Below are 15,848 nucleotides of genomic sequence, written 5' to 3' on the forward strand. Positions count from 1 at the left end.
CACTCAAGCGTCGCGATAGCTTTCGCTAATCGCGTGTACTGGTGCAATATTTGCCGCTACCAGCGGCTGCGATCAGGAAAGTCTTTTTCATTGAGTTTGTTCTTTTATGTGAATTGTTCGCACATCACTCCCCGCATACACTTTGCAGGTATGACGGTTTGGCCGTGGTTCCGATTCTGCAATGCCGCCGTTGGCTAAATTAAAATCCATATGCCCGGATACGGACGCGTTTAGCGTAGCGGGGGAGCCGTCAACCGAGAGGATCATGCAATCCGCATCTATTTCTACGGTGTGCTCGCCAATTTTGTACAGTCGACCAGCGGGCTGGCCATCGTCGGCCATTGCGAACGTAATACCTGCCGCCACTATGGCGGCTATCAGTAAAGTCTTTTTCATAATCTTGCCATTAGCACAAAGGAAATTGTTAATGATGGTCAATTATTGACCTTGACGTACAATAATTTTCGATATCCAAACTAACCCCCTATAGTGTGACATGCAAGATAGCTGCTCTCCAGGACATGCCAAATGAGTGGAAAGATCAGTACCGTAAGGGAGAGCGACGGAGGACTTTACTTTTGCTGCGGGATAAGCGTCCAGCGGATGGTTTCCATCAGAAGTTGATAGTGCACAGACGGGCTTTTATCCAGCCGCAAACCCTTCTCCCAGCATTCATCCGAAAATTTTTCCGCTTCATTACCGTTACGCTCTATAGGCAGTGGAAAAAAGAGCGCGTATGGTATCTGGACACACTATAGCACCCTCGCGGATCAATGATGGAGTCGCATAAACAGGAACTATTGTTTTTTACAGATGATAAAAATATTCAAATCTGGCATGAACCAGGCATCAACAACCTGAAATTAATACTGAATAGGGAACAGGGATTATGAGTTTTTTTCTTAAATCATTAGCCGCAGGTGTTTTTACGATAGCCAGCTTCAGTGTTGGGGCTACAACTGCTCCTGTTTTAGACACAACGCCACAGATGGCCTATGAGGATATCTCTCGCTCCTTAACTGAATTGCAGCCGATTACGTTTCAGTCTGGAGTGGAAAAATATAAAATATTAGTTTTTGTAGATAATCAATGTGTTTATTGCAGCTATGTTGTAAAAAACATCAAGAAATACACTGATGCAGGGCTGACTATGTCATTTCTGACGGTGGTTCCATCATCCATCAAAGACTCAGTCATTGAAGATATGGGACGAGTATGGTGTGCATCAGATCGTCAGAAAAGTTTTCAAAATGCGATGGCCGGTTTTTTGCCAGACAATGATAGCTCAGAAAAATGTAAAAATCTGGTGATTAAACAATCTGAACTTGCTGATAGACTGGGCGTTACAGTAACTCCTGCTATGGTAGTGCTGGAGCCGTCTGTGCATACTTTCCTGGGTAGTGTTTCTCCAGATAAAATTCTCTCTGAACTCCAGTAAAAGGACTAAGCGAATGGTTACCTGGAGATGAAAACTGGAGTTTCACATGAATTTAAGAGCGTTCTCAGCCCCCATACTCACCCTGGTGCTACTTATAACAGCCTGTTCAAACCATACTCAAAAAACAAACGTCAGGGTAATGCCCGGCAACGATAAATCAGCGGAAGTTGATGATCTTTTAGGTAACCTAGGGTCTCCAACATTTCCCCCGGAGCATTCAAAAATAGTCGTATATGCAGCACAAATACGGAATGCCATTGTTGCCGAAATGTACGAACCCGATGCGTATAAAGGAAAAACCTGCTCTATTCGTATCTATCTTCAGCCTGATGGTTCAGTGAACAGTGCGACAGCAAAAGAGGGTGATGCAAAATTGTGTAAAGCAGCCATTTCAGCGATTACACGAGCGAAAATACCCGCCGCACCAGATAACGAAACATATCAGAGGGTCAAAAATGCCGCTCTTGATTTCAGACTATAGAAATGAAGTTTGAGGTGGTTATTGAGGAAATGCCCTATTGTGATCTATCCGTAATCCGTTTTTTCATCGCAAAGGTCGGGTTGTTGCAGCGACACTGATATGTCGCTGCAAGCTTTGCGATCTCAATGTAATTGACTAATATTTAACATAAAACGCATTAAGCGTAGTTGCACTGTAATGGCTCAATAGTAATGTCCGCCTGTGGCTCAATTCAGATGTCCGCGCTATGGTAAGCTTCACTGGTCCGTTTAAACTACCGGGAGGCATATCATGAGCGCAGAAAGCTCAGGAGTGTTTACTTTGAAAGAGATCAACCGGATCAAGATTATACAGGACGTCATTGAACGTCGCATCACAACGCGCCGTGCGGCCGAGCACCTCGGTATCAGCGACAGGCAATGCCGCAGACTTCTTGCCCGTTACCGTGAAGGCGGACCGCTTGGTATGGCCAGCAGACGATGTGGCATGCGTGGTAACCGCCAGTTGCCACCCGGGCTCGCAGATCAGGCTCTGGAACTGATCAAGACGCGTTATGCTGATTTCGGTCCGACTCTGGCGCGTGAAAAGCTCGAAGAACTCCACGGACTGTTTCTTGGCAAAGAAACTGTCCGGCGCATCATGGTGCGGGCTGGCTTATGGGTTCCCCGTAAACAACGTGCCGCAAGGATCCCTCAACCACGGTACCGGCGTCCGTGTACTGGTGAGCTGATACAAATAGATGGCTGTGATCACGACTGGTTTGAAGGCCGTGGCCCGGCCTGCACCGCGCTGGTCTATGTTGATGATGCAACCAGCAAACTGATGGAACTGTTGTTTGTTAAATCGGAGTCCACGTTTTCTTACTTCGAAGCCACGCGGCGCTATATCGATAAGCATGGTAAACCGCTGGCACTGTACAGCGATAAAGCCGGTGTTTTTCGTGTTAACAATAAACACGCCACAGGCGGAGACGGGCATACTCAGTTTGGGCGAGCCATGCATGAACTGAACATCCAGACTATCTGTGCAGAAACCAGTCCCGCCAAAGGGCGTGTAGAACGAGCTCACCTCACTTTACAGGATCGTCTGGTCAAAGAGCTGCGGTTACAGGGCATTTGTTCAATGGAGGCTGCAAATGACTTCGCTGAGGCCTATATGGCTGACTATAACCGCCGTTTTGGCAAAGTACCGCGACATGATTTTGACGTACACCGTGCTGTAGAACATGATGAGGACCTGGGGCTTATTTTCACTGTTCGTGAAAAACGTAAAGTCTCAAAATCGTTGACGATACAATATGATAAAATGTTGTACCTGATTGAAGACAGCGAACTGAGTCGCCGTGCAATAGGTAAATATATCGATGTGTATCACTATCCTGATGGCAGAAAAGAGCTGCGCCTGAACGGTACGCTACTTCCCTACTCTACCTACGACCGACTGTCAGAAATCGACCAGGGCGCGATTGTCGATAACAAGCGTCTTGGCCGAACCCTGGAGTTTATCAGTCTGGTGCAGAGCAAGCGGGATAACACGCGCTCTCAGTCAATTCCCGCTGGAGATGGCCCTTCCCGACGACGGCCAAAGCAGGAAGGGAAGAAATCCCAGCGCTCACTGGATAATGATGACATGCTCGAAGCACTCAAACAGCTTCAGTCACGTTCAGAGGACATTTTTGGTAAAAGAGCCCGCTGATGGTACTCACTGGCCGGACAGTGGTTGCTCACCAGTTGATATTGTCCGGCCAGACCCATGATGTATTATTCATTTCGTTCAGCATCTTTATGTCCTGCTTTTCACGGGCATACTTACCCCATAATGAATGAAAAGAACGAACAATACTGATTAACTGCTTTTTTCTTTGCTCCGGAGATAGGCTGATAAAATGGCAGCACCTGCTGTCAATATTATCCTCAATGAAATTAAAATCAGAGTCTGATGCATATTTTACTGTTAGCATAATATCATTCGACGTTGTTCTCTCAGACTCTGTTAATGCTGATTCTATCAGGTATTCAAAGGCATACATGACAGACAGCTGGTTTTTGTCTGTCTGAATATAACCCATTGAGTTTCTGAGTATTGAGGACTGTACCAGGACCAGAGGCCATAAAAGCTCAACACCATAAAGCTTATATGTATCATGTTGATCATACTGATGTTGCTCAACACGACGATTACCTTCCCGTGCTTTACGAATATCATAGGCAAGGGATAACATAAATCCGTCTTTAACTTTAATCAGTGGGCTTTCATCCACGATGTAATGAATGAGTTCATGTAATTCATTCAGGGCTTCTGAATCTCCCCACAGTATAAAACCTGCATTGTTCGGCGTTAACTCGTATCGAAGCATGGGCTCAATCATCCTGTTGTTTCAGTCGGAGGAAAGTCTATCAGTAAAGAGAATGAGAGATCAAAGTGGTCATTTTAATTGAGCTGGATAACGGACATTTCAATTGAGCCTTGACACATATTGTCAGCACAAAGCGTTATTGTCGTCTCAGCACAATTCACACGCGTCGTGTACGCTAAGCCTTCATTTTGCTCAGCACAGGACCGCGATCTTATGTTGGTGACTATGACAGACAAAGAACTTTACCGGCTTGGCATCATTCAGCGAGTATTTGACCGGGCTTTGCTTCAGCGCGACGCAGCAGACATACTTAAGCTCAGTGTTCGTCAGGTGCAGCGTCTTGTGCGTCTGTACCGGACAGATGGCGCAACCGCATTTGCATCTTCCCGCCGTGGACGTCCTGCAAACAACCGGATCGATGAAGAAACACGCTGTAAAGCCCTGGATTTGATCCGGTGCCACTATTCAGATTTTGGCCCAACGCTCGCAACCGAAAAACTGGCTGAACGCCATCATATATATCTCTCCGTTGAAACCATCCGTAACTGGATGACAGCCGACGGTCTCTGGCGTCCTCATTCCCGCCGGCGAACCCGGGTTTACCAGCCGCGCTATCGTCGCGACTGTTTCGGCGAACTGGTTCAGATCGATGGCTCTCACCATGACTGGTTCGAAGGAAGAGCCCCAAAATGCGGGGTCTGACGCTCAGTGGAACGAAAACTCACGTTAAGCAACGTTTTCTGCCTCTGACGCCTCTTTTAATGGTCTCAGATGTCCTTTGGTCACCAGTTCTGCCAGCGTGAAGGAATAATGGCCGAGCATATTGATATGTCCGTGGCAAAGCGGGGAGAGGCGTGCGATATCTTCATCATTCAGTGTTTCACCCTGCGCCCGGAGATGATCCAGGGCTGCCTGCATATAAATAGTGTTCCATAACACGACGGCGTTAGTGACCAGCCCCAGTGTGCCCAGTTGATCTTCCTGACCGTCGGTATATCGTTTTCTTATCTCACCTTTTTGACCGTGACAGATGGCTCTGGCAACGGCATGGCGACTTTCTCCCCGATTAAGCTGGGTCAGAATGCGCCGGCGGTAATCTTCATCATCAATATAATTAAGCAGATACAGCGTTTTGTTGGTAAGCGTACAGCGAGAACCGTATTGACGGGGATGTGTTATTCAGTTGGCAGTGTGATGCGCCAGGGTAGCAGCTCGCTGACCCGGTTGACCGGCCAGTCAGCTATGACGTCAAGGACATGGCGAAGGTAGCTTTCTGGATCCACGCCGTTCAGTTTGCACGTCCCGATCAGACTGTACAGCAACGCTCCCCGCTCACCACCGTGGTCTGAGCCGAAGAACAACCAGTTTTTACGACCCAGACTGACCATCCGCAGCGCATTTTCAGCGATGTTATTATCGGCTTCGGCCCAGCCGTTTTCTGCATAGTACGTCAGGGCCGGCCACTGGTTCAGGGTGTACGTGAACGCCTTTGCCAGCTCCGAGTGTCGCGACAGCGTTTTCATTTTTTCACGCAACCAGCTTTCCAGGGTACTAAGCAGCGGTTTCGTTTTCCGCTGACGTTCAGCAAGCCGTTGTTCCGCCAGCATTCCTCTTATTTCCGCCTCCACGGCATACAGTTCGCCGATACGCTTCAGGGCTTCCTCCGTCAGGGCTGACGGCGTGCGAACGTGCACATCGTGGATTTTACGGCGGGCGTGAGCCCAGCAGGCGGCTTCCGTTATCCGGCCATCGCGGTACAGCTCGTTGAACCCGGCGTACGCATCCGCCTGTAGCACACCGCTGAACCCCGCAAGATGGGTCTGCGGATGGATGCCTTTTCTGTCGGGGCTGTAGGCGAACCACACCGCCGGTGCCAGCGCTGACCCGGCGTTGCGGTCATCACGAACATACGTCCACAACCGCCCGGTCTTCGTCTTCTTATTGCCCGGCAACAGCACCTGGACCGGGGTATCATCGGCATGGAGTTTACCGTCAGTCAGGACATAGTCCTGAAGCGCCTCCTCCAGCGGGGACAGCAGCCGGCAGCATGCATCCACCCAGCCCGACAGCAGTGAACGGCTCAGTTCCACGCCCTGGCGACCGTATATTTCAGACTGACGATACAGCGGTGTGTGCTCTGCATACTTTGAGGTCAGCACGCGGGCCATCAGCCCCGGTCCGGCGATACCCCGCTCAATGGGGCGCGAAGGCGCGGGGGCCTGCACGATGGCATCACATTTTGTGCAGGCATGTTTTTCCCGTACGGTCCGGATCACCCGGAAGGCGCTGCGCATCAGCTCCAGCTGTTCAGCGGCATCCTCACCCAGGTAACTCAGCGCACCACCACACTCCGGGCAGCAGGAACCCGCTGGCCGCAGGCGTTTTTCATCGCGGGGGAGTGATTCGGGGAACGGTTTGCGGGTGCGGGTCTGACGCAGAGTGCGCTGTACTGCCGGGTCATCCACCCGACCGGTCAGCGTATCGCTCTCTTTCTGAAGCCGGTTCAGATCGGCTTCCATTTGTGCGATACGGCGGGAGACTTTTTCGGAACGGCTGCCGAAGTTCATCCGGCGAAGTTTATCCAGCTGCGCCTGCAGATGGTCTATTTCGCGCTCCCGGTCTGCCAGCTTTTCCAGCAGGGCACGGTTCAGCGCTTCCTGTTCGGCAAGGCGCTGTTTCAGCAGAAGGATGTCGTCAGAAGAGATGTCATTCATAAGCCAGCATTTTACCAGGCTTATTCTGCGACAACCAGGATAAAGAAGCCTACAGCATGGTCAGGGAGGTCAGCAACCGCTTCGGCTGTCGCCAGTCGATGCCTTCCAGCAGCATTGCCAGCTGCGCCGGGGTCAGGAACACTTTGCCATCGCGAGCTGACGGCCAGGCGAAGCGCCCGCGCTCCAGCCGTTTGGTCAGCAGGCACAGCCCGTCGCCGGTGGACCACAGAAGTTTAACCTGACTGCCGCTGCGGCCCCGGAAGATGAAGACATGGCCGGACATCGGTTCGTCTTTCAGCGCCGTCTGCACTTTTGCAGCCAGCCCGTTGAAGCCGTTTCTCATATCGGTAATACCGGCAACCAGCCAGATTTTGGTGCCTGTTGGTAGCGGGATCATCGCTTCAGTTCCTGTATCAGCAGAGTCAGAAGCTTTTCGCTGACAGTGCCGTTGAGGCGGAGTGTCCCGTGCCGGAACGTTACCTCACAGCAGATGCTGAGCTCTGAGTCCTCAGCGGGCGGTTCTGGTTGTACGGCGGTGGCATCGAGAGTCACAGGAAGTAACTGAGGACTCTCAGAGGAAGGTAATAGCAGCTTTCCCTCGCGCCACTGCTGGCGCCATTTAAAGAGCAGATTGGCATTAATGCCATTTTCAAGCGCCAGTTTTGAGATGGATATCCCGGGTTCGCAGGAGGCAGCAACGAGTTGCTGTTTAAACTCAGGAGAATAATTAGGGCAGCCTTTACGCCTGCCGGGAGTCATATTTTTCTGCATATCTGACACTTTGGTTCCCACTACTTATTTGGTGGACACCACTTTGTCGGATGCTTCAGATTATGACCAGACGGTTCACGCTGTACGCTTACTTTTGTTGATGCGCCCCACTTCAATGATTGCCTGAGTCAGTCCGGAAGGACGTTCACTTTTCAGCAATGAACGGACCAGCACTGAAACCTGTACTTTGCCCAGCTTCAGGGAGCCAGCGGTCCGGATCATTTCGTCCCACTGAAGGACTATTTTTCGGGGATCTGATTGCCCTCTGGCAATATCATTCAGCACGCCATAGTCGGCATCATGGTCCATTCGCCAGAAAACCGAAGCACCGGCATCAGCCAGGCGTGGAGAAAACTGGTATCCCAGCAGCCAGAAAAGGCCAAAGACAAGTTCGCTGGCACCTGCTGTATCGGTCATAATTTCGGTTGGATTCAGCCCGGTCTCCTGTTCCAGAAGACCTTCCAGCACAAAGATAGAGTCCCTCAGCGTCCCCGGTATAACGATGCCATGAAAGCCGGAATACTGATCGGACACAAAGTTGTACCAGGTGATCCCTCTGTTATTACCAAAGTATTTGCGGTTCGGTCCGGCATTGATTGTTCTGACTGGCGTAACAAAGCGCATTCCATCTGCAGATGCCACTTCTCCTCCACCCCATATCTGTGCCAGTGGCAGCGTTGCCTGAAAATCAACCAGTCTGGCATTAGCGCTGGTGATAGTTTCAGCCCGCAGATAGTTCGCTTTTGTCCAGTTCAGCCGGTGTCGGGTCAGTGCAGGAACATTTGATCTGATCAGTGGTTCCAGACCGATATTGCAGGCTTCAGCCATCAGCACGGCGCTGATGCTGACGGGCAGATCATCAACTCTGGCACTGGCTTCACTAGCATGGAAAAACTCATCAGCAAATCCGGTATGGGCGTTAATTTCGAGCAGCAACTCCGTTAAATCCACCGGAGGGAGTAGATCACTGATCATTTTGCTCAGTCGTTTCAGACTGTCCGGCTCATCAAGACTGGCGAGGGGAGAAATTGTCAACCGGGGCTTCGGGCCAGAAACATCGAGTTCGACAGCCTCATTTTCGCAAAGACGTGCAGCAACCTGTCTGTAACGACTATCAAGCTGATGACCCAGAGATTTTATTGCTTCCTGCGGGTCTGTCGGGTGCCCCAAAGAACGATAAACCTTAATCCGGTTTGCCTGCCAGTCAGCACCCTGTAGTAATCTTGCACGAGGATCTCCCCACCGGTTACTGCCGGTAACGTAGACATCCCTCCGCCTCAGACTATCCTGCAGTTTACTGAGAAAGCAGAGCGTGTATCCCCTGCGGGTGATATGTTTTTCCTTGTTAATCACCAGCCGTTTCCATGACCGACTGATAATTTCCGTTGGTGCGTCGTCAAAAAACTGCCGCCGTGAGCTGAACTCCCGGCTGAGGTAGTCACAGGCATTCAGAGTGGTAACCCCGGCAGGTGCGGATGAAAATTTAACGGTATTCAGCAGATGGGGCAGGAAACGACGAACGCGCCCGTACTGCTCCACCATTTCTTCATGAAAATTATCGTCTGAGGGCCGGGCAATTTCACGGACAAGCGTGATGATTTCAGCCAGCTTTTGCCTTGGGATGTAGCTGAACACCTCAGCACGAATCGATTCGTCCGGTGTTTCTTCTTTCAGCAGGTACGAACATGCGCTGGCGAGCGCCAATGCAGATTTATCCAGATCCTTCAGCGAGCGGAGCCGTTTTTTCTGCCCAATCTTTCTGGCGTCACGGATGATAACGGCCAGCATGGCGTCCAGAACGTCCAATGCATCATCCAGCGCCAGCGTTTCCCATGCAAGGACAAAGGCAACCAGAACCGCCATCCTTTTCTGCGGTGACATCCTGGCAATATTGAACACCGAAGTCATACCAGCATAACGTGCGAGATTTTTCAGGCGCACAGCCGGGAGTGTACTCAGGTTTTCAGCATGCAGGCCAAAATCGTTCAGAGTTTTCCAGCGTTCAATTGCTTCATTAAACGCCGGACCACTGATGGTCACAGGGCCCTTTTTCAGTGATTCCAGTAAAGACAGGCGGCTGCAATCAGTTGGCCCCAGCAGCATCTCCAGCTGTGAACGCTGTTCGGCTGACGGTATCAGTGCCAGTTTGTTCCACAGGCGCAACGTCGCCTTTTCCCTTACCTCTGAAATCAACCGGGTCAGCGTAGTGGCTCCGGGGAGAATAATACGATGTTGCATAAGCCACCCTGTCGCCAGATCGAAAAGCAGGCCAGGACGTTCGTTGCTTATCCAGCTCCGGGTATATAAAAGACGGGTAAGGCGAAATGTCCAGGGCCAGGCAAATTCACGATACTGATAGTGCTGACGTATCAGCGCTGCATGCTCACGGCGGGTATTTTCCCTCTGACCGTATTCTGCAAGAACGGTGATATCACGAATCCCGAGCTGTCTGGCGGTAAAATGCCGGACGCCGGAAGGAATATGATTCATATCGGTGAGGAAGGTGCCCAGAAAACGGACACATCCAATTTGCAGGGCAATGCCCAGACGGTTGTGATCACCTCTGCTTTTTCCGATAAATTCCTTGTCTGCTTCATCAAGGTGAAAATATCGTGCCAGCTGAAGCTCATCCGGTTCACCGGTGAATCTGCCATAGCTTTCAGTCTGCTCAGTGGTCAGAAAGTCAACGGGCATATCGGCCTCCCTGCCTGACGGGCATTTAGTAACATTTTTCCAACCGTACGAAATGTTATAAATTATCGGACATCGTAAAACTGTTACATTAATATGTCTATTAAATCGTAAATTTGTAATAATAGACATGAGTTGTCCGATATTCGATTTAAGGTACATTTTTATGCGACTTTTTGGTTACGCTCGGGTCTCAACCAGTCAGCAGTCTCTTGATCTTCAGGTCAGAGCACTCAAAGACGCAGGTGTGAAAGCAAACCGTATATTTACCGATAAGGCATCCGGCAGTTCAACAGACCGGGAAGGGCTGGATTTGCTGAGGATGAAGGTGGAGGAAGGTGATGTCATTCTGGTTAAGAAGCTCGACCGTCTTGGCCGCGACACTGCCGATATGATCCAACTGATAAAGGAATTTGACGCTCAGGGCGTGGCAGTCCGGTTCATTGATGACGGGATCAGTACCGACGGTGATATGGGGCAAATGGTGGTCACCATCCTGTCGGCTGTGGCACAGGCTGAACGCCGGAGGATCCTAGAACGCACGAATGAGGGCCGACAGGAAGCAAAGCTGAAAGGAATCAAATTTGGCCGCAGGCGTACCGTGGACAGGAACGTCGTGCTGACGCTTCATCAGAAGGGCACTGGTGCAACGGAAATTGCTCATCAGCTCAGTATTGCCCGCTCCACGGTTTATAAAATTCTTGAAGACGAAAGGGCCTCGTGATACGCCTATTTTTATAGGTTAATGTCATGATAATAATGGTTTCTTAGACGTCAGGTGGCACTTTTCGGGGAAATGTGCGCGGAACCCCTATTTGTTTATTTTTCTAAATACATTCAAATATGTATCCGCTCATGAGACAATAACCCTGGTAAATGCTTCAATAATATTGAAAAAGGAAGAGTATGAGTATTCAACATTTTCGTGTCGCCCTTATTCCCTTTTTTGCGGCATTTTGCCTTCCTGTTTTTGCTCACCCAGAAACGCTGGTGAAAGTAAAAGATGCTGAAGATCAGTTGGGTGCACGAGTGGGTTACATCGAACTGGATCTCAACAGCGGTAAGATCCTTGAGAGTTTTCGCCCCGAAGAACGTTTTCCAATGATGAGCACTTTTAAAGTTCTGCTATGTGGTGCGGTATTATCCCGTGTTGACGCCGGGCAAGAGCAACTCGGTCGCCGCATACACTATTCTCAGAATGACTTGGTTGAGTACTCACCAGTCACAGAAAAGCATCTTACGGATGGCATGACAGTAAGAGAATTATGCAGTGCTGCCATAACCATGAGTGATAACACTGCTGCCAACTTACTTCTGACAACGATCGGAGGACCGAAGGAGCTAACCGCTTTTTTGCACAACATGGGGGATCATGTAACTCGCCTTGATCGTTGGGAACCGGAGCTGAATGAAGCCATACCAAACGACGAGCGTGACACCACGATGCCTGCAGCAATGGCAACAACGTTGCGCAAACTATTAACTGGCGAACTACTTACTCTAGCTTCCCGGCAACAATTAATAGACTGGATGGAGGCGGATAAAGTTGCAGGACCACTTCTGCGCTCGGCCCTTCCGGCTGGCTGGTTTATTGCTGATAAATCTGGAGCCGGTGAGCGTGGGTCTCGCGGTATCATTGCAGCACTGGGGCCAGATGGTAAGCCCTCCCGTATCGTAGTTATCTACACGACGGGGAGTCAGGCAACTATGGATGAACGAAATAGACAGATCGCTGAGATAGGTGCCTCACTGATTAAGCATTGGTAACTGTCAGACCAAGTTTACTCATATATACTTTAGATTGATTTAAAACTTCATTTTTAATTTAAAAGGATCTAGGTGAAGATCCTTTTTGATAATCTCATGACCAAAATCCCTTAACGTGAGTTTTCGTTCCACTGAGCGTCAGACCCCGTTTCACACTGGTCACGCCCTCACCGACCTCAACCACCACCCCGGCACCTTCATGGCCGAGCACCACCGGGAACAGACCTTCCGGATCATCACCGGAAAGCGTGTAGGCATCGGTATGGCATACCCCGGTGTGACTGATTTTCACCAGCACTTCACCTTTCTTCGGCGGTGCCACATCAATTTCAACAATTTCAAGGGGTAAACCCGGCCCGAAGGCGACTGCTGCGCGTGATTTCATAACGGTTCCTCTGTGTCTGAGGCTTATCATGGCAGGCGATAAGCACGAATGCCGTCCACCATACCGCACAACAGCGCTGCCTGTATAGCGCCGGTCAGCAGGTGGCCGCCACCGGTGCCGGTTTTCTGATCAGCAGACAGATTGCCAGCAGCAGACCGTACAGTGCCGTGCCAATCAGCCACACCGTACCGTCCGCACTCTGCTGTGTCTGACTGAAAATAAAAGCAAACAGCAGCGGGCCCGCCACGCCGGTCAGATTGGTCAGGCTGACCAGCACACCCTGTAGTTTTCCCTGATTTGCCGCCGATGCCCCGGCAGAGATAATGCCCTGCAATGCAGGCAGTGCAATTCCGCCGCCTGCCAGCAGGATCAGGACCGGATACACCATCCATCCGGAAGTGATAGCAGACATCAGTAAAAACGCGGTGGCATCGGCAATAAATCCGGCGAAAATAATGGTTTTCTCACTCAGCCGTTTTGCCAGCGCCCCGGCAACCACCGCCTGAAACAGTGCATGCATCGCCCCGAGTCCCGCCAGTGAAAAACCGACCGCCGCGCTGTCCCAGGCAAAGCGGCTCTCCGTAAACAATACCCAGACAGTGGCCGGGATCTGCCCGATAAGCTGCGCGGTAAAAAAGACAAACAGCAACAGCGCCAGAGGTTTAAGCAGTGTGATAAAGCTGATACCTGCGCTTTCTTGTTTCTGCTCCGCCGGTTTTTCTTCTGTCTGTACCGCCGGTTTAAAGATAAAAAAGACCATCAGAAAGGTGCAGGCATTCAGTATTGCCGCAATGACAAACGGCAGATGCGGTGAGATATCCCCCGCCAGTCCGCCGATAGCCGGCCCGGCAATCAGCCCGGCACCAAAGGCCGCACCGAGACGGCCGAACCAGGCGGTACGCTCGCTGACCGCCGTGCTGTCCGCCACTACCGAAGCCGCAACCGCGCCGGTGGCACCAGTGATCCCGGAGATAATCCGCCCGAGATACAACATCCACAGCACATTGGACAGTGCCAGCAGTGTGTAATCAAACGCGGCACCCGCCAGGGATAACAGCAGCACCGGTCTGCGCCCCAGCTTATCTGACCATCTGCCCAGCAGCGGAGCAAAACAGACCTGCATCACCGCATACAGCGCCAGCAGAATGCCGTAATGGTTTGCCACATCCGCTTCCGGGAGATATTCCCGCAGCAGTGACGGTAATACCGGCATGATCAGACCAATTCCCATCGCGTCCAGCAGTGTAATCACCAGCGCGATGACAGCGGGTTTATTCATTTTTCAGATCCTGTGTTAATTCCCTATCATTGATAGAGTTGGAATATATCCCTATCAATGATAGAGTGTCAATCTGAAAATCGGAGGAGACGGTCATGGCACGGCTGAACAGAGAATCGGTTATTGATGCGGCACTGGAACTGCTGAATGAGACAGGGATTGACGGGCTGACGACCCGCAAGCTGGCGCAGAAGCTGGGAATAGAACAGCCGACACTTTACTGGCATGTGAAAAATAAACGGGCGTTACTGGATGCGCTGGCGGTGGAGATCCTGGCGCGTCATCATGATTATTCACTGCCTGCGGCGGGGGAATCCTGGCAGTCATTTCTGCGCAATAATGCAATGAGTTTCCGCCGGGCGCTGCTGCGTTACCGTGACGGGGCAAAAGTGCACCTCGGCACCCGCCCTGATGAAAAACAGTATGATACGGTGGAAACCCAGTTACGCTTTATGACAGAAAACGGCTTTTCACTGCGCGACGGGTTATATGCGATTTCAGCGGTCAGTCATTTTACCCTTGGTGCCGTACTGGAGCAGCAGGAGCATACTGCCGCCCTGACCGACCGCCCTGCAGCACCGGACGAAAACCTGCCGCCGCTATTGCGGGAAGCGCTGCAGATTATGGACAGTGATGATGGTGAGCAGGCCTTTCTGCATGGCCTGGAGAGCCTGATCCGGGGGTTTGAGGTGCAGCTTACGGCACTGTTGCAAATAGTCGGTGGTGATAAACTTATCATCCCCTTTTGCTGATGGAGCTGCACATGAACCCATTCAAAGGCCGGCATTTTCAGCGTGACATCATTCTGTGGGCCGTACGCTGGTACTGCAAATACGGCATCAGTTACCGTGAGCTGCAGGAGATGCTGGCTGAACGCGGAGTGAATGTCGATCACTCCACGATTTACCGCTGGGTTCAGCGTTATGCGCCTGAAATGGAAAAACGGCTGCGCTGGTACTGGCGTAACCCTTCCGATCTTTGCCCGTGGCACATGGATGAAACCTACGTGAAGGTCAATGGCCGCTGGGCGTATCTGTACCGGGCCGTCGACAGCCGGGGCCGCACTGTCGATTTTTATCTCTCCTCCCGTCGTAACAGCAAAGCTGCATACCGGTTTCTGGGTAAAATCCTCAACAACGTGAAGAAGTGGCAGATCCCGCGATTCATCAACACGGATAAAGCGCCCGCCTATGGTCGCGCGCTTGCTCTGCTCAAACGCGAAGGCCGGTGCCCGTCTGACGTTGAACACCGACAGATTAAGTACCGGAACAACGTGATTGAATGCGATCATGGCAAACTGAAACGGATAATCGGCGCCACGCTGGGATTTAAATCCATGAAGACGGCTTACGCCACCATCAAAGGTATTGAGGTGATGCGTGCACTACGCAAAGGCCAGGCCTCAGCATTTTATTATGGTGATCCCCTGGGCGAAATGCGCCTGGTAAGCAGAGTTTTTGAAATGTAAGGCCTTTGAATAAGACAAAAGGCTGCCTCATCGCTAACTTTGCAACAGTGCCTGAAATTTCAGCGCAGACCGTGTACTCACTGAAGGTACTGGTGCCCATGTAGTGATAAATCGGCTCGCCGTTATAAGAAAAACGGGTGGTGCCATCCGGCATCAGGCCTTTACCCTGGGTGGCGCGCACGGCCTGGCAGAGGTTAGTTTTACCGGATTTACAGAACTTACACTCGCCGCATTCGGCGGTATACAGCGGAATAACGTGATCGCCCGGCTTCAGGCTGGTGACGCCCTCGCCGACTTCAACCACAATTCCGCCGCCTTCATGGCCCAGCACCGCCGGGAAAACGCCTTCCGGATCGTCACCCGACAAGGTAAAGGCATCGGTATGGCATACCCCGGTGTGGGTGATTTTGACCAGCACTTCGCCCTTCTGTGGCGGCGCGACGTCAATTTCCACAATTTCCAGCGGCTTGCCAGGGCCAAATGCGACGGCTGCACGTGATTTCATATCGTCTCTTCCGT

General features: G+C 51.3%; 13 protein-coding genes and 5 pseudogenes. 8 read left to right on the forward strand and 10 right to left on the reverse strand.

What is annotated here, in order from left to right; genetic code table 11:
• Nucleotides 1-87: 87 nt before the first annotated feature.
• The gene (locus tag BHE81_RS26735) at nt 88-438 is read right to left on the reverse strand and encodes a hypothetical protein (protein ID WP_167878626.1); all 351 of its coding nucleotides are present in this window, start codon (nt 436-438) and stop codon (nt 88-90) included.
• A gap of 451 nt (nt 439-889) precedes the next feature.
• Between BHE81_RS26735 and BHE81_RS26745 the strand changes: the two genes are divergently transcribed.
• From BHE81_RS26745 to BHE81_RS26755, 3 genes are all read left to right on the forward strand, one after another.
• The gene (locus BHE81_RS26745; protein WP_001567366.1) at nt 890-1,438 is read left to right on the forward strand and encodes a thioredoxin fold domain-containing protein; all 549 of its coding nucleotides are present in this window, start codon (nt 890-892) and stop codon (nt 1,436-1,438) included.
• A gap of 46 nt (nt 1,439-1,484) precedes the next feature.
• Complete coding sequence (gene tolA / locus BHE81_RS26750; RefSeq protein WP_001567367.1) at nt 1,485-1,919, forward strand: cell envelope integrity protein TolA; 435 nt, start codon at nt 1,485-1,487, stop codon at nt 1,917-1,919.
• Nucleotides 1,920-2,189: 270 nt separating this feature from the next.
• The gene (locus tag BHE81_RS26755; protein ID WP_001567368.1) at nt 2,190-3,593 is read left to right on the forward strand and encodes an ISNCY-like element ISKpn21 family transposase; all 1,404 of its coding nucleotides are present in this window, start codon (nt 2,190-2,192) and stop codon (nt 3,591-3,593) included.
• A 28-nt stretch (nt 3,594-3,621) separates the two neighbouring features.
• Here the strand turns inward: BHE81_RS26755 and BHE81_RS26760 are convergent, their stop codons facing one another.
• The gene (locus BHE81_RS26760) at nt 3,622-4,254 is read right to left on the reverse strand and encodes a DUF6904 family protein (protein WP_149888832.1); all 633 of its coding nucleotides are present in this window, start codon (nt 4,252-4,254) and stop codon (nt 3,622-3,624) included.
• A gap of 225 nt (nt 4,255-4,479) precedes the next feature.
• Between BHE81_RS26760 and BHE81_RS26765 the strand changes: the two are divergent.
• Nucleotides 4,480-4,947, forward strand: a pseudogene (locus BHE81_RS26765) (helix-turn-helix domain-containing protein); the annotation flags it as partial.
• 66 nt (nt 4,948-5,013) lie between these two features.
• On the opposite strand, the pseudogene BHE81_RS26770 reads toward BHE81_RS26765, so the two are convergent.
• From BHE81_RS26770 to BHE81_RS26790, 5 genes and pseudogenes are all read right to left on the reverse strand, one after another.
• Nucleotides 5,014-5,391 (reverse strand): annotated as a pseudogene (locus BHE81_RS26770) (Tn3 family transposase); the annotation flags it as partial.
• 38 nt (nt 5,392-5,429) lie between these two features.
• Nucleotides 5,430-6,968 (reverse strand): IS66 family transposase, encoded by a 1,539-nt coding sequence (tnpC, locus tag BHE81_RS26775; RefSeq protein ID WP_016808813.1) that lies wholly within the window; start codon nt 6,966-6,968, stop codon nt 5,430-5,432.
• A 49-nt stretch (nt 6,969-7,017) separates the two neighbouring features.
• Complete coding sequence (tnpB, locus tag BHE81_RS26780) at nt 7,018-7,365, reverse strand: IS66 family insertion sequence element accessory protein TnpB (protein ID WP_004114612.1); 348 nt, start codon at nt 7,363-7,365, stop codon at nt 7,018-7,020.
• On the reverse strand, nt 7,362-7,739 hold the full coding sequence (gene tnpA, locus BHE81_RS26785; protein ID WP_004114613.1) for an IS66-like element accessory protein TnpA: 378 nt from the start codon (nt 7,737-7,739) through the stop codon (nt 7,362-7,364). The genes tnpB and tnpA overlap by 4 nt, the downstream gene beginning before the upstream one ends.
• A 90-nt stretch (nt 7,740-7,829) precedes the next feature.
• A pseudogene (locus tag BHE81_RS26790) lies at nt 7,830-10,433 on the reverse strand (Tn3-like element Tn3 family transposase); the annotation flags it as partial.
• 163 nt (nt 10,434-10,596) lie between these two features.
• Between BHE81_RS26790 and BHE81_RS26795 the strand changes: the two are divergent.
• Together BHE81_RS26795 and BHE81_RS26800 are read left to right on the forward strand one after the other, a co-directional pair.
• Nucleotides 10,597-11,154, forward strand: coding sequence for a recombinase family protein (locus BHE81_RS26795; RefSeq protein ID WP_001235713.1), 558 nt, complete (start codon nt 10,597-10,599; stop codon nt 11,152-11,154).
• Between the two features lie 182 nt (nt 11,155-11,336).
• A complete protein-coding gene (locus BHE81_RS26800; RefSeq protein WP_000027057.1) occupies nt 11,337-12,197 on the forward strand; it encodes a broad-spectrum class A beta-lactamase TEM-1 in 861 nt (286 codons plus the stop codon).
• A gap of 142 nt (nt 12,198-12,339) precedes the next feature.
• Here BHE81_RS26800 and BHE81_RS26805 read toward each other — a convergent pair.
• Both BHE81_RS26805 and tet(D) read right to left on the reverse strand, forming a co-directional pair.
• Nucleotides 12,340-12,582: pseudogene (locus tag BHE81_RS26805) on the reverse strand (alcohol dehydrogenase catalytic domain-containing protein); the annotation flags it as partial.
• A gap of 94 nt (nt 12,583-12,676) precedes the next feature.
• Nucleotides 12,677-13,861, reverse strand: coding sequence for a tetracycline efflux MFS transporter Tet(D) (gene tet(D) / locus BHE81_RS26810; RefSeq protein ID WP_001039466.1), 1,185 nt, complete (start codon nt 13,859-13,861; stop codon nt 12,677-12,679).
• Between the two features lie 95 nt (nt 13,862-13,956).
• On the opposite strand from tet(D), the gene tetR(D) reads away from it, so the two are divergent.
• Entirely contained in the window at nt 13,957-14,613 is a 657-nt protein-coding gene (gene tetR(D) / locus BHE81_RS26815; protein WP_000113282.1) for a tetracycline resistance transcriptional repressor TetR(D), read from the forward strand.
• A gap of 11 nt (nt 14,614-14,624) precedes the next feature.
• The gene (locus BHE81_RS26820) at nt 14,625-15,329 is read left to right on the forward strand and encodes an IS6-like element IS26 family transposase (protein WP_001067855.1); all 705 of its coding nucleotides are present in this window, start codon (nt 14,625-14,627) and stop codon (nt 15,327-15,329) included.
• On the opposite strand, the pseudogene BHE81_RS26825 reads toward BHE81_RS26820, so the two are convergent.
• Nucleotides 15,301-15,834 (reverse strand): annotated as a pseudogene (locus BHE81_RS26825) (alcohol dehydrogenase catalytic domain-containing protein); the annotation flags it as partial. The gene BHE81_RS26820 and the pseudogene BHE81_RS26825 overlap by 29 nt on opposite strands.
• Between the last annotated feature and the right edge of the window lie 14 nt (nt 15,835-15,848).

It is taken from the genome of Klebsiella sp. AqSCr, from assembly GCF_008452795.1.
GTDB lineage: Bacteria > Pseudomonadota > Gammaproteobacteria > Enterobacterales > Enterobacteriaceae > Klebsiella > Klebsiella pneumoniae.